This is a genomic window from Providencia sp. PROV073 (genome assembly GCF_033688125.1).
GTDB classification, from domain to species: Bacteria; Pseudomonadota; Gammaproteobacteria; order Enterobacterales; family Enterobacteriaceae; genus Providencia; species Providencia hangzhouensis.
Map to the genome: position 1 here is coordinate 2,996,665 of NZ_CP096353.1, position 14,928 is coordinate 3,011,592.

A 14,928-nucleotide genomic window follows, 5' to 3' on the forward strand; every position below is an offset into this window, starting at 1 on the left:
TTAAGCGCCAGAGTATTCTGGCACTTAATAGATCATAATATAGCTTTAAGGTTTCTTTTGTTTTGGAACGCCCAATTGCTTGAGTTCATCGACAAATTCTGACGGTTTTTCTGGGTGATAAAGCAACCAAACTTGCTGCTTAGCCCGTGTTAATGCGACATATAGCAAACGCCTTTCTTCTGCATGGTCAAAATCTTCGGGCTTAGGCAATAATGCTTGCTCAATAACTGATTCGCGCGCAGGCGCAGGGAAACCATCCTTTCCGCTATTCAGACCACAAATTATCACATGATCTGCTTGCTGCCCTTTTGATGCATGAATAGTCATAAACTGAATATTTAATTTTGGCCAACGAGTTTTGGCTTTATCTAAAATATTAGGTTTTAAATAATGGTAGCGGGCTAGTACTAATATCGTTTCATCATCAAGGACATAACCACTCATTTTATCCAATAAGCGTTCCAAGGCATCTTCATAAAGAAGAATAACAGATTTTTTATTCCCTTTAGTTAAACTATTCAATGGCTTATCTAACTGCATAGGGTTTTGTAAAATAAACTGATTTGCAACCTCACCAATGCGTTGGTTAAAACGATAAGTCGTGTCTAAAGCGCAAAGTTCCCCAATACCAAAGTTATGTTCAAACGATGTCGTTAAGTCTAATTCTGCACCACTAAACCGGTAAATGGCTTGCCAATCATCTCCAACCGCAAATAATGTGGTTTGCTTATTCTGCTGACGTAGTGCTTGCAGTAACTTCGCCCTGAGAGGTGAAATATCTTGAAACTCATCAACTAAAATATGTTTCCATGGGCTAATAAAACGTCCTTTTTCTAAAATATTAATGGCTTGATGAATTAATCCAGAAAAATCAATTGCACCTTCATCTTTCAAAGCGCTTTTCCATACTTTCAATAGCGGCGCCATTAAACGAATACGTTTTTGAAAAAGATCTCTTATTTCTTCCGACGTATTATCAATCATGTCCTTCTGGCTACCGCCATGCATACGCATTAAACTTAGCCAACGGTCTAAACGGGCAGTGACTTTAGTGCTAATTTTTTCGTCTTTCCAGAATTCACCGTCTGGAATTTCCCATTGCAACTCTTCAGAAAGCCATTCTCGCCATCCTTTTGCCTGCGCTTTCTTTGCTGAACATTGTTCTCGCCATTCGTTTAATAACAGTGTTTGTCGTTTTTGAGTGTCTGTTTCTAACTCGCTAATCACTGGCGATTTTTTGCTACCTTCACGAATGATATGTAGAGCAAGCGCATGGAAAGTTTTAGCTTCAATATCTTGTTGTAAACGTAAATGAATACGCTCATTCATTTCATCTGCAGCTTTACGGCCAAAAGCCAACAAAAGAATTTGTTCTGGTTTTGCCAAACCTCGCAAGATTAGCCAACCCGCTCTTGCAACTAGGACTGATGTTTTACCACTTCCAGCCCCCGCCAGTACTAATACATTATCCTCACCATTAATCACAGATAAGGACTGTGAATAATTGAGTGGTGATGTTTCTACTTGCTGGAAAAAATCGTGATAACGAACTAATACAGACTCACACCAGTGATCGTTAATTTGTTTTCGGCATTCTTGACCGCTATTCAGCCAATTCAGACATTCGTGATATTGTGCTGCACAATTTTCATACAATGAAATGCGCGCCAAAGGCATAGGCAGAGACGAAAAGTTTTGTGATATTTTATCTTTTATTTCAGATAGATGACGTAATGTTAGCCACCTGTCTTGTTGTGTCAATTGTTCAATCGAATTAACTAATTCAGTCAATACACTAGCACTGACTTGACTCATTTCAGTGCTCCATTGTTGCCATTTTTCATTCAAATAATGGTAAAAGCGCTGAGTTTGCTTCCATTCAGTACCATGTAAACGAACAACTTGTTCATTCACAATTTCAAATTCTAACTCCCCCCAAACAATCCCTCTCTTACAACGAAGATCGATAAGTTCATTAAATGGGATAAGATATTGGTGGTTTTCACCACTCACTTCAATACCTGCGTTGAGTAAGCGAACCCGATTGTAGGGATGCTGAGCCAGACGCTGTCCAATCTGTGTTGATTTCAGTTCCATACGTCCTGCACCTGAGAAAATCAATGACAAAATACGGTTGGCTTGATTCCAAACGGTTTTTTATTCCTGGCAAACAAGCTATCCTATATAGATTAGGGCTTGTCTTACCTTTGAGGTACTTTGTGTTAACACTGCTTACCAGTTATCGTCGCGTGCTATATAACAGTCATTTTTTATATTATATCCGAATCTTTATAGCCCTGACAGGCGCAACCTTAGTGCCGTGGTTGTTAAACCAAGAGCCTAAAATCACCATCCCACTGACATTGGGTGTGGTTGCTGCAGCACTAACTGACTTAGATGATAGGCTAACTGGCAGAATAAAAAATTTAATTATTACACTTTTTTGTTTTTTTATTGCATCAGTTTCTATTGAACTACTTTTTCCCTATCCTTTATTTTTCTTTTTTGGCCTCGCATTTTCTACCTGTGGCTTTATTCTTCTCGGCGCTTTAGGGCAGCGATACGCAACCATCGCATTTGGTGCGCTGTTAATTGCCATTTATACCATGCTCGGCGTACCCATTTTTGATACTTGGTACCAACAACCTGCATTATTACTCACAGGGGCAATTTGGTATAATATTTTAACCTTGATTGGGCATATCTTATTTCCTGTTAGGCCATTACAAGATGCAATAACCCAATGCTATCAGCAACTTTCAGCTTATCTAGATGCAAAAGCCAACTTATTTGACCCTGACTTAGAAGATGACTACCAACGCTCAGTTTATGATTTGGCATTAGTAAACAGTCATTTGGTCAGTACCATGAACCAAGCAAAAATTGCATTACTGAGTCGGTTAAAAGGAGACCGGGGACAAAAAGGTACCCGAAATTCGCTACAATACTATTTTGTTGCCCAAGATATTCACGAACGAGCGAGTTCGTCTCATATTCAATATCAACAACTTAGCCGTACTTTACGTCATTGTGATATTTTATTTCGTTTCCAACGCCTATTAACTATGCAAGCGAGAGCCTGCCAGCAAGTTGCTCAATCTGTTTTATGGCGTAAACAATACCAACATAACCCTCGTTTTGAGCGTACTTTCACTTACATTGAAAAATCGCTACAGCTACTAAAACAGCAATCGCCTGAGCTTCATGAAATTAAGGCCCTATATAACTTACTTAAAAACTTAAAAGGAATTGACGTCCAACTGAAAGGCCTAAGCCTTGAGCAGAGTTCATGGCAGCAAAATAATAAGCAAATAGAACAGTTATCTGACGAATCGTTATCAGGTATTAGTGATATTATTTCGCGAGTTAAGCACCATTTAACACCAAAATCCTCTTTATTTCGCCATGCAGTAAGAATGTCAATTCTCCTTTGTACTGGCTATATCATCATCCAACTATTTGATATGGAAAGAGGATATTGGATATTACTCACGAGTTTATTTGTATGCCAACCAAACTACAGTGCCACTAAACGGCGCTTAGCCCTTCGCATAATAGGAACTATCGTTGGTATTCTTATTGGCTTACCTTTGCTGAATTTAATCCCCTCAATGGAAGGGCAACTTACGCTAATCGTTATTTCTGGTTTACTGTTTTTTATGTTTCGCAGTAGTCAATATGCCCAAGCAACATTATTTATCACACTTCTCGTTTTGTTTTGTTTTAACCTACTGGGCGAGGGGTTTGATGTTGCACTTCCACGGATCATTGACACATTAATTGGTTGTTTTATTGCATTACTTGCAGTGAGTTTTATTTGGCCAGACTGGAAGTTCCGCCAACTTCCCCAAGTCATTCAAAAAACTATGGATAGCAACTGCCGCTATTTAGATGCTATTTTACAACAATACTACCAAGGTAAAGACAACCGCCTTGAGTACCGAATTGCACGTAGAGATGCACATAATAATGATGCAGAGTTCGCTTCTATTGTGTCCAATATGGCTTCTGACCCTAAGTCTTATCGAATCACCCAAGAACAAGCTTTTCGCCTACTCTGCTTAAACCATACCTTACTCAGTTATATTTCTGCATTAGGCGCACATCGTGAAAAAATGCAAAATGAAGGTAACCTTTCATTACTCAACGACGCAATTTGCTATGTTGAATCGTCGTTACAAATCACCACCATTGACCCACTAGTAATTGATAAAAAATCAGATGAGCTTCGCCATAGTTTATTAAACCGAATAGATAACATTTCAACTAGTGATGACGAAAAAACGTTACTTATCATGGAACAAACTAAGTTATTACTCGAATTAATCCCTGAGATAAAACAGATAATTCGAACCATTAGTGCGTCATAAATATACCGATGAGCGGGTATTAAAATCCTAAATACCCGCCCATTTCATATCGCGTAATGTAATATTAATTCTAATAATAACAGTCGCTTTCCGCAGGTTTAGGCTGACGTCAACTCAAAACTATTATACCAAGCAATTAACTCTTGTTTGATATCCTTGGGTAAAACAGCACTATGACACCCTTCTATTGCAGCAGCTAAGCCAATGAGTAACTTAATACTTGGGTTATTCCTACCATGTTTTTTTAGCTTCATAAAACAAGCCTTTGCCCCCATCATACGCAGCTCATCAACATGCGATACCCCGATTTTCCCTAGTGCGCGCTCAACCGACATATTCATATTAGGCAAATCTTTTATACGCATAGTCATTGATTGCTTTTGTTTTAATTCCTCGATAGCTGAACGGTACGCCAACTCAATATATTGGAGAAACAAGGACTCGTCATGCCAAACTTGTTCCGAAAGTAGATAGTAGCGCATTTCTAATGGAATGCCTTTTTTACTATAAACTAACCGATTAAACCCTAACGCTTCAAAGTGACTTCTTGCCACTAAGCAGCCACGCAAATAAAAACAACCATCGAGTACCAACCCTACAATGGCATCATCGACTAATAGACAAAATCCACCAAAATGATTTTTACGTTTTAGCTCGCCAAACTGACTTAACAAACGAGATAAATAAAAAATTTTTTCTTCTTCTAACAACATTACCAAACTCCTTTTTGGGTATGCTCAATTTTCATCCTTGAGAAAAATAATTTTATAACTTCTTTTTTTACAGATAATTACGCATAACTAATTTTGAGAGCTTCCATAAAAAATGCCAAGAAGAATGCAGAAAAAAACAACAAAGTTGCGAAGCGCTTTGAAAAAATAGTCTTGATATTGGATGAATATACAGTTACTGTATGTTCATACAGCATTGTAACGAGGTAAATTATGAGCATCTATTCTTGGAACAACTCAACAGAACATTCTCTTAATAATTACGCACAATCAATCCCTGCGACAGGGCTTACTAACAGCTCTATGCAACAAGGTATGGTGAGCGAGCTTGTTTACGATGAAAAACACCCTATTATGGATTACATTTTGTTGCCAATGCTTCGCCAGTTTGGGGTTCAATCACGCTGGTTGCTCTGGTTAAGCCCTAATAAGAAACTCAGTAAGCATTGGTTAGAACAATCAGGAATACCAACTCATAAAGTTATGCAATTAAACCATATGGAAGATATCACTACGATTGGCGCCATGGAAAAAGCACTAAGAAGTGGTAATTACAGTGTGGTTTTAGGGTGGCTACCTGAAATAAGCGAGCAAGATTTTGTTCGCTTGCAATACGCAGCTCAAGAAGGCCGTTCTATCGGTTTAATTATGCGCCCACAGAAAACGTTTAATATGATTAATACACTAGCAGGACAGCCAAACCACTTAAAAATTCATTCAAATCATTACCACTAGCCAAGATTAAGAATTTTCTTACTAAATTTAACCTTTAGAAATATTTTCCTCTAAAGTTAAATTAAATGTATTGTAGATCAATCAGATAGATAAAAAATAATCATTACAGAAAATATACATATCTCTCTGATTTATACACTAAAAAAATACTTTTTTTAACGATTATTGCTCACTCTACTTGTATCTTTTTAAGTTCGTTGTAGACTTTAGCTTGTTCGGCTTATGGCATTATTTTTTTACTTTTATTATTTTTTTGTAGATAATGTCTGCGAAACCTAGCAAGTAAATTAAACCAATGGCATATAATAAGGCTCAGCGAAGCCAAGCCAATATTGGATGATAACGAGGCGTAAAAATGAAAAAAACAGCTATCGCAGTAGCAGTGGCAGTAGCAGCTTTTGCAACCGTTGCACAAGCAGCTCCAAAAGATAACACTTGGTATACCGGTGCTAAATTAGGTTGGTCTCACTATGAAGACACTAGCCTGAATCCAGCAAAAACTGGTACAGACTATGCAGGTTGGGGCACTGTTGGTAACAGCACTGACCGTGACACAATCGGTGCAGGTGCCTACGCTGGTTACCAATATAACCAATACTTAGGCTTCGAGCTTGGCTATGATTGGTTCGGTAAAATGAAATACAAAGGCGCTGGTAACAGCGGTGACCTGAAATCTATGGGTGTTTCATTAACTACCAAATTAAGCTATCCGATCATGGATGACTTAGATGTTTACACTCGTTTAGGTGGTATGGTTTACCGTACAGAAGCTAAAGCTCACCAAAATGGCCAACGTTTCAAAGAAACTGACACTGGCGTTGCACCTGTATACGCATTAGGTCTTGAGTATGCAATCACTCCAGAGTGGGCTACTCGTTTAGACTACCAATGGGTTAGCAACTTAGGTGATAAAGACAACATCGGTACTCGTCCAGACAACGGCATGCTGAGCGTTGGTGTTGCATACCGTTTCGGTCAAGCTGATGCTCCAGTTGTTGCTCCAGCTCCAGTTGTTGAGCCAGCAGCTCCAGTTGTTGAAAACAAACGTTTCACACTGCGTTCAGACGTTCTGTTTAACTTCAACAAAGCATCTCTGAAACCAGAAGGTCAGCAAGCTCTGAATGAACTGTACAACGAACTGAGCAGCATCGACCCAACTCAAGGTCGCGTACTGGTAGTTGGTTTCACTGACCGTATCGGTTCACAAAACTACAACCTGCCACTGTCACAGAAACGTGCTCAGTCAGTAGTTGACTACTTAGTATCTAAAGGCGTTCCAGCTAGCGCAATCGCTGCAGAAGGCCGTGGTAAAGAAGATCCAGTAACTGGTAACAAATGTGACAACGTTAAAGGCCGTGCAGCTCTGATCGAGTGTTTAGCGCCAGATCGTCGCGTTGAAATCGAAATCCAAGGTACAACTGAAGTTGTAACTCAGCCAGGTGCTTAATTCTTAGCCCTAGTTTGAATTTCGAACTGAAATACAAAAACCCCAATTAATATTGGGGTTTTTTATTACTAAAAATAATAGACACGATACAAAAATTCATTTTTAAAATTAAACTTCCCGCAATCATGTCATATAGCTTGAATTACCAGCACGGATCCTCACAGATCTTCTTTAATTATCTTTTTCCTTTGGTGTTCCAAGGATCGCTTGCAAATCTTGTTTTAATGAGCTCATTTGGCTTTCATATTTATCTTTGTGTTCCGCATCTTCAATCAACTGAATAATAGTTTCAGACAACGTTTTATTACGCTTCACAGCAAGATTAGACAAACGCTGCCATACTGAAAAATTTAAATCTATTGATTTCTTACGTGTATGTGGATGCTCGGCATTGAAATGACGCTTACGCCTCGCCCGAATACTCTGTTTCATTCGGTTATCAAGCTCTGGATTCATATGCTGAGTGATCCACTTTAGTACATCAACCGGTCTATTTTCCATTTTTAGCAGCAAGTCTATGGCTTCTTTTTCTGCGCTTCTTTCTATATAGCGGGTAATTGCTTCGCCACCTCTTGCTTTATTGACGAGGTATTCCCATTTCCAGCCACATTCAAGATTTTCAAGCTGCTGATATTTCATAATTTTTCCTGAAGAAAATTGAACCTATTTTTATATTAGCAAGATTATAAACAAAATACTCATGCAGATATTCGATTTAGTGGAATATTCACTTTTTCAATAAAGAAGGTAAGCCTACCTTGTAAAAATAGTGTACAATCCGCCCCTATCTGTTAACAAATTAATAAAACTGCATGTCCACATTTGAATACATACTCGTCATCTATGGGATTGGCGGTGTATGCGCAATGCTATTTACCCTACTCGTAACAAAAGATCCAAACTTTTTTATGCGCCTACTGAGCGCCATACTTATTGGCTTAACTTGGCCAATGACACTACCCATTGTATTTATGTTTTCGTTATTCTAGTCGATAATTCAACAATTATTGCTGCAAGATTGCCTATCAAAGGCTAATATAACAAGCTTGCCCATTGGGTAATGAATTAGCCTGAAATTTGTTTATAAAACAAACAATGCTATTTAGCAAATTTATTAAATAAACCTTTTTCAGGCATATACGCCCAGCTTACTGGCAGGCATTTTATTTATAACTCTATTAATAGCAGATAATTATAGTGATCAGTCAAGAACTAACATGGCAAGGCCTAATTCCTAACTTATCGTCATTTCAGACGAAATTTGTATCTTCAGAAACGTTGACCCCTGCAATTTTATCAGACATTCAGCCTAGGCTATCTGATGGCATACAACATTTTGTTGATGAATTTGCCCAAACGCGCTTTATGTTTATCAAGTCTGATGAAAGTGAGACATATCTTAGCCTTTATGCTAATGCAATTACCCCATTACTGGCAGAGATAAATACTATTGATGGTGACTATCAATTATCTGAAGATAACCGCGTTTTCCAGTGGGAAAATGGTGTTACAAGCCGTTTTTCTTCTCGTGATAAAATCGCTTACCGTAATTGGATAGAACCCGAACAATTATTTGGCTATGTTACCCCTTCCTTGAATTTAGTCCCAGGCTTACTTCACCAAATCAATGGTGGCATATTAGTTATCGCTGCTAGCACATTAATTAATCAACCTTTAATGTGGGCTCGCCTAAAAAATATGGTTAACCGTCAACAGCTTGAATGGCTACCTTATTCGGATAATCAACCTTTACCCATTGAAATTGAGCCACAGCCTTTAGAACTTAAAGTCATAATTGTTGGTGACCGACTCGCTCTAGAAGAATTTGAATTTACATCACCAGAGCTATTTAGCTGCGCTATTTATGGCGAATATGAGCCTGTTATGTTCTTCGAAGATGAAGAACAATTGACCTTATGGATGCGTTATATTAAATCCATTATTGATTCAAATAAATTACCGAATATTTCCCCTGATGGGTGGCTTCCTTTTATCCAACAAGCTGTACGTTACTGTGAGGATAAATTTAATCTTCCTCTTGATAATCTTTGGTTAGTTCGCTCCCTTGTAGATGCCAGCCATTACCATGTCAACCATTTGCTCACTCAAGAGTCATTTAATCAAGCTAACGAAAATCGCCAATGGCGCCATAGTTTCCTAGCAGAACGTACTCAAGATGATATTTTGCAAGAACAGATCTTTGTTAAAACCGAAGGCGAAGTTATCGGCCAAGTTAATGGTTTATCTGTTTTGCAATACCCAGGGCACCCTGACGCTATTGGTGAGCCTTCTCGGATCACCTGTGTCGCACATTTAGGTGATGGCGAATTCACTGACGTAGAACGCAAAGCAGAGCTAGGTGGTAATATCCATGCCAAAGGCATGATGATCATGCAGGCCTATTTAAATTACGAGCTTAAATTAGAGCAACCTCAACCTTTCTCAGCCTCTATCGTCTTTGAGCAATCTTATGGTGAAGTTGATGGTGATAGCGCATCACTCGCAGAGCTGTGCGCTTTAATTAGTGCATTAGCACTACAGCCTATTGACCAGCAAATTGCTATCACTGGTGCGGTTGACCAATTTGGCTATGTCCAACCTATTGGTGGGGTGAATGAGAAAATTGAAGGTTTCTTTGATATCTGTGAAAAACGCGGGTTAACTGGCAACCAAGGTGTCATCATCCCAATGGCAAATGTCCGCCATTTATGCACCAAATCTGCTGTCGTTGAAGCCGTAAAAGAAGGCCAATTCCATATTTGGCCCGTTGAACATGTCGCCCAAGCCATTACTTTACTCACTAAACAACCTTACTTTGAACAGCAAGCTGAAGAGGAAAATATACACCTGTTAGCTTTAATTCAAGAACGCATTAATCAAGCAAATTCACCGGATAAGGCTAGACTTCCTTGGTTCTTAAAATGGATGAGTTAAGTAAAGATTGCGTAAAAAATAGCAGATCGGAGTTGTTCAGCGTACAAGTGTAAGCTATCCTGTAGCCCTACACATAATAAAGGCTATCTTAAGAACATGGTTGATAAACGCGGATCCTACACAAAAGATGATTTAATTGCTTCTGGTAAAGGCGAATTATTTGGAGAAAATGGTCCTCCACTGCCATCAGGAAACATGTTGATGATGGATCGCATCGTCAGTATGACTGAAGATGGTGGCACATTTAATAAAGGTTATGTGGAAGCTGAACTGGATATTAATCCAGACCTTTGGTTCTTTGGCTGCCACTTTACAAACGACCCTGTCATGCCTGGCTGTTTAGGCCTAGATGCAATGTGGCAGTTAGTTGGCTTCTATCTTGGCTGGCTTGGCGGTGAAGGAAAAGGACGTGCTTTAGGCGTTGGCGAAGTTAAATTTACAGGCCAAGTCCTCCCTACTGCGAAGAAAGTCACTTACCGCATCAGCTTTAAACGCGTGATCAACCGTAAGCTGATCATGGGGTTAGCAGACGGTGAAGTCTTAGTTGATGGTAAATTAATTTATACTGCAACAGACTTAAAAGTGGGTCTTTTTAAAGACACGAGCGCATTCTAAGCTTTGAAATGCAAACCTCCGCAATGGCGGAGGTTCTTAAATTGATTGATATCTTTAACTTAAAAACCCGAAAATACTCAAATAAACGAGTACAGGCTATTTAACCTAAAAGATTAAAAGAATGTGGGGGTTACACTACCGCTATGGTTCGATCCTCCATCGCCTTTCGCCAACCACCTAGCCAATGCGACCGAGCATCTACTGCTTGATATGGGCACAGTTCTTTAGAGCGCCCTGCTAAACCTGCTTGATAACCTCTTGATAAAGCTCTTTCTAAACGGTCTCGCTTCTGTCTTTTCATGCCTTACTTCCCTCATCATTTAAATGGAAAAGAAAACAGCACCTACTATTTTTTAATAGGTACACTATAGAAATAGCGCCCGTTGATAAAAAAATCAAGTAAAGATTTTCATATATTTGTCATAAATAGCATAAATGTGACTTGTATGTGGCAATTAATATAATCTATTGATTTTAATCATAAATAAAAATATCCTTTTATTTATCATCATATTAGAGAACAAAAGAATTTATCATTCACTAATATATAAATTAAAAAGATATCTATATTTAATAAAAATAATAATGCACCTAAAATATATAAACCATATATATTAAAGGTGCATTTAATATAAAATACTTAGGTAATAACTAGTATTTATCTATCTCTTTCGCAATACTCTCAGCCACTTGCTGCCAGCCCATCGATAACGTACGGACCAACTCCGGGTAACCATCTTCATTTTGATCTAATTGCACATCAAAATTACGGCGGATCACGTTGTTATTATGAGAGTAAGTCCAAAAGCCTTGAACTAATACTTTACCGTCATACCGCCCATTAAAGGCCGTTAAAGTGATATCGAGCGTATCTGGCGAGTTCTGTAATGGCTGCAAAGAAACTAGTTTTTCAGGTAATGCCGCAGATAATTCTCTCACCATCGACTGCCCAAGCTGTTGTTCTAATGGGCTAGCCCATAAGTGTGTACTCGCATTGGTATAACTGACATCTGTCGTTTGGTAAGTAATACCATTTGACGTCAATACATCCGATAACATGATGCGCTGTAACCATACTTGGCCTTTATCCATCACCTCTGCAGATTGTGTCTGAGGAGTTTTCATTGGCAATTGATAGTACTTTTTCTCAGGAGTACTACTACAAGCCGCCAACAATAAAACAAATATCGATAATAAATATCTCATTATTTTTTCACTCCTTTAGGCTCAACATCCTTCGTTGGCTCAGCTTCAAAAACTAATGCGTTACTCTTATTATTTAAAGTACGTAAAAGTGGCTGAACTTCTCTCAATACTTGGTCTAAACGCTGCATATTATCCACCATTTTATTATAGGCTGGTGAACCAGGTTGGAAACCTTGCATTGCACGGTTCATTTCTTGCAGTGTTTTTTGCAAGTCATGAGGTAAATTTTGGAACTCTTTACTCGCCATCACTTTGTTGAGCTGTGCCAACATAGCATTCGCTTCTTTAACAACTTTCTGCCCTTCTGCCAATGTTTGTGTCGTTTGATTAAGCATTGGTTCAATTGGCATATTGTTAATTTTATCCAACACTGCAATGACTTTTTGTTGAATTTGCGCTAACCCTGCACTGGTTGTCGGGATAATTTTATAGCCAGCAACTACAGTTGGGCCTTCATAAGGCTCTGCATTTTGCACAAAATCCAAATCAACAAATAATGCGCCAGTTAGCAAGTTTCCTGATTTTAATGATGCCCTTAAGCCATCTTTCAAGGCTAAATTTAATTCATTTTTCAAATTAAAATTCTTACCGACATCTTTAGAGAAACGCTCTGGCTCAATGTGAATCAAAACCGGAATTCTAAAGTCATTATCCAGTGATTGGTCTAAACCTTCCGTATAAAAAGGCACTTGTGCAACGGTACCTAAACGAATACCACGGAACTCTACTGGCGCTCCGGGTTGCAGGCCTCGCACTGAGTCTGAGAAAAACAAAACAAAATCTTGATACTGCGTATACAAGGAATTTTGAATACTACTTTGGTTATCAAACAGTTGGAATTCAGTATTTTCCTTCACATTTGCACCTGGAACCCACCCTGTTGGAACATCAAAACTCACACCACCGGTCAGTAATGTGGCTATTGAGCCCATTTCAACGTGAACACCTTGGGATGACATATCAAAAGCAATACCGCTGTCTTTCCAGAAACGTACATTTGAACTAATCAATTTATCATAAGGCGCATTGATAAATAATTGGTAGCGCATATCACGCTTGTCCATATCAAAGTCACTGGTTTCAACAGAACCAACTCGGTAACCACGGAATAATACTGGGTCACCTGGGTTTAGTTGCCCTGCCTTATCGCTCACCAATACAACACGAATTCCCTTAGCATCTGGTGATGCAAGAGGCGGAGTATCCAATAAGGTGAACTCGAAATGTTCTTTTGCCGCTAACCCCGGTTGAAGCTCAATGTAAGCACCTGAAAGTAATGTGCCAAGCCCAGTGACGCCATCACGCCCAATTGTCGGTTTTACAATCCAAAACGCGGAATCGGTACGCAACAATTCTTTCATTTCATTATTCAAGCGCGCTTTAATAATCACTCGACTAAAGTTGTCATCAAGTGTCACGCTTTCTACAACGCCAATATCAACGCTGCGACTTTTAATTTTCGTTTTACCCGCTTCTATTCCTTCAGCATTGTAAGTGATTAATGTCACTTCAGGGCCTTGGTTGCTAAAGTGGTAAAATAAAACCCAAGCACCAAGCAAGAGCGTCACTATTGGGATCACCCATACAGGCGACCAACTTTTTAGCTTGCTAATTTTGGCATTGGCCTGCGGTGTTTCTTTTTCAGTCACCCGATGACTCCTTCTTGTTCAACAGTATTTACTGCATTTTTTCTTTCACAGCGATCCCAAGTTAATCTAGGGTCAAAGGTCATCGCTGCAAACATTGTGAGAATAACAACCACACCAAAGAAAATAATCCCCATCGCAGGGACAATATTCATCAACTGCCCCATTTGAACCAAAGAGGCTAAAATAGTGATAACAAATACATCTATCATTGACCAACGACCAACATATTCCACCAACTCATAAATAAAATGCATACGATGTGGGTCACGATTACCGTACCCCTTGGAATCTAGGCAAAGCCATGCAATTCCTATCATTTTCAATGTAGGCACCATGATACTGGCCACAAAAATCACCATGGCAACAGGGTATGACCCGTCTTCCCACAACAAAATGACTCCGTCAATAATGGTCGAGTTTAATGCGGTTCCCAACGTATTTGTGGTCATCATTGGTAGTACGTTAGCAGGGATATACAACATAATTGATGTCACTAAAAGTGCCAAAGTCCATTGTAAACTTTGGTTTTTCCGTACACTACCATGGGAATGACAACGTGGGCATTTTGATTGTTCGGCAGGTAAAATCGCCGTACACACAAGACATAAACGTACATCTTGTTTAATACCCGTCTGGCCCACGATTAACGGCTTATCTAATTTCGGAGCCGCTTCAATTCGGTTCCATAGCCAGTGACGATCTAAGCATTGAAAAGCCCTTACTTGCAGCATGCAGTACGCGCAATAAGGTAAAAAGCTTAACCCGATGCCAATATCGCCGTAAGCTATCAATTTAACAAAACTGACTAAGACCCCCGCTAGAAAGATCTCAGCCATACACCACGCTTTCATTTGGAACAGTATACGGGTGATCACCACTTTAATACCTTTAGGAATATGAACTTGCAACCCTAAAAGGATAATGGTGACCATACAAAATGCAGGAATAATCAATGAAAAGAATAGAAAAAATAGTGCCAGACCGCTATAACGCGTGGTTGCTATAATTTCAATGATTTGGAATAGTGAAATTTCATTTTCAATCCCTGCGGCGCCCATCTTAACAAAAGGGAACAAGCAGGCAACAAACAGCATAATTAATGCACTGAATGCATATGCTGCCGGCTGCTTATACGGATATCGCCACTTTGAGACCAATGTGGTTTCGCAGCGTGGACACGTTGCCTTGCTCCCTTGTTCCAACTCAGGAACTGCAACCAACATGTCACACTGAGGACAAAG

General features: G+C 39.2%; 13 protein-coding genes. 6 read left to right on the forward strand and 7 right to left on the reverse strand.

Annotated features, from left to right (window positions below; translation table 11 throughout):
• Positions 1 to 45: 45 nt before the first annotated feature.
• Complete coding sequence (helD, locus tag M1F17_RS13720; protein WP_094960709.1) at positions 46 to 2,097, reverse strand: DNA helicase IV; 2,052 nt, start codon at positions 2,095 to 2,097, stop codon at positions 46 to 48.
• Positions 2,098 to 2,219: 122 nt separating this feature from the next.
• Between helD and yccS the strand changes: the two genes are divergently transcribed.
• Positions 2,220 to 4,370, forward strand: a complete 2,151-nt coding sequence (gene yccS, locus M1F17_RS13725; protein ID WP_172767335.1) for a YccS family putative transporter — start codon at positions 2,220 to 2,222, stop codon at positions 4,368 to 4,370.
• Positions 4,371 to 4,468: 98 nt separating this feature from the next.
• Here the strand turns inward: yccS and M1F17_RS13730 are convergent, their stop codons facing one another.
• Positions 4,469 to 5,083, reverse strand: a complete 615-nt coding sequence (locus tag M1F17_RS13730) for a TfoX/Sxy family DNA transformation protein (protein WP_136134709.1) — start codon at positions 5,081 to 5,083, stop codon at positions 4,469 to 4,471.
• Between the two features lie 231 nt (positions 5,084 to 5,314).
• Between M1F17_RS13730 and sulA the strand changes: the two genes are divergently transcribed.
• Together sulA and ompA are read left to right on the forward strand one after the other, a co-directional pair.
• On the forward strand, positions 5,315 to 5,836 hold the full coding sequence (sulA, locus tag M1F17_RS13735) for an SOS-induced cell division inhibitor SulA (RefSeq protein ID WP_036957904.1): 522 nt from the start codon (positions 5,315 to 5,317) through the stop codon (positions 5,834 to 5,836).
• 355 nt (positions 5,837 to 6,191) lie between these two features.
• A complete protein-coding gene (gene ompA, locus M1F17_RS13740; RefSeq protein ID WP_004256113.1) occupies positions 6,192 to 7,283 on the forward strand; it encodes a porin OmpA in 1,092 nt (363 codons plus the stop codon).
• A gap of 171 nt (positions 7,284 to 7,454) precedes the next feature.
• On the opposite strand, the gene matP is transcribed toward ompA, so the two are convergent.
• Positions 7,455 to 7,922, reverse strand: coding sequence for a macrodomain Ter protein MatP (gene matP, locus M1F17_RS13745; RefSeq protein WP_004256123.1), 468 nt, complete (start codon positions 7,920 to 7,922; stop codon positions 7,455 to 7,457).
• 227 nt (positions 7,923 to 8,149) lie between these two features.
• Here matP and M1F17_RS13750 point away from each other — a divergent pair, with 227 nt between their 5' ends.
• The 3 genes from M1F17_RS13750 (at position 8,150) to fabA (ending at position 10,832) form a co-directional block, all read left to right on the forward strand.
• The gene (locus tag M1F17_RS13750) at positions 8,150 to 8,272 is read left to right on the forward strand and encodes a GhoT/OrtT family toxin (RefSeq protein ID WP_004256125.1); all 123 of its coding nucleotides are present in this window, start codon (positions 8,150 to 8,152) and stop codon (positions 8,270 to 8,272) included.
• Positions 8,273 to 8,480: 208 nt separating this feature from the next.
• Positions 8,481 to 10,217 (forward strand): AAA family ATPase, encoded by a 1,737-nt coding sequence (locus tag M1F17_RS13755; protein WP_004256127.1) that lies wholly within the window; start codon positions 8,481 to 8,483, stop codon positions 10,215 to 10,217.
• Positions 10,218 to 10,313: 96 nt separating this feature from the next.
• Positions 10,314 to 10,832 carry a bifunctional 3-hydroxydecanoyl-ACP dehydratase/trans-2-decenoyl-ACP isomerase gene (fabA, locus tag M1F17_RS13760; RefSeq protein ID WP_004256129.1) on the forward strand — a complete coding sequence of 173 codons (519 nt, stop codon included), beginning with the start codon at positions 10,314 to 10,316 and terminating at the stop codon, positions 10,830 to 10,832.
• A gap of 130 nt (positions 10,833 to 10,962) precedes the next feature.
• On the opposite strand, the gene rmf is transcribed toward fabA, so the two are convergent.
• The 4 genes from rmf to pqiA all read right to left on the reverse strand — a co-directional run bounded on the left by rmf (position 10,963) and on the right by pqiA (position 14,910).
• Positions 10,963 to 11,133, reverse strand: coding sequence for a ribosome modulation factor (gene rmf, locus M1F17_RS13765; RefSeq protein WP_004256131.1), 171 nt, complete (start codon positions 11,131 to 11,133; stop codon positions 10,963 to 10,965).
• Between the two features lie 350 nt (positions 11,134 to 11,483).
• Positions 11,484 to 12,038, reverse strand: a complete 555-nt coding sequence (gene pqiC, locus M1F17_RS13770) for a membrane integrity-associated transporter subunit PqiC (RefSeq protein WP_004256133.1) — start codon at positions 12,036 to 12,038, stop codon at positions 11,484 to 11,486.
• On the reverse strand, positions 12,038 to 13,687 hold the full coding sequence (gene pqiB / locus M1F17_RS13775; protein WP_144140160.1) for an intermembrane transport protein PqiB: 1,650 nt from the start codon (positions 13,685 to 13,687) through the stop codon (positions 12,038 to 12,040). Before pqiB ends, pqiC begins: the two co-directional genes overlap by 1 nt.
• Entirely contained in the window at positions 13,684 to 14,910 is a 1,227-nt protein-coding gene (gene pqiA / locus M1F17_RS13780) for a membrane integrity-associated transporter subunit PqiA (RefSeq protein ID WP_004256137.1), read from the reverse strand. The genes pqiB and pqiA overlap by 4 nt, the downstream gene beginning before the upstream one ends.
• Positions 14,911 to 14,928: the final 18 nt, after the last annotated feature.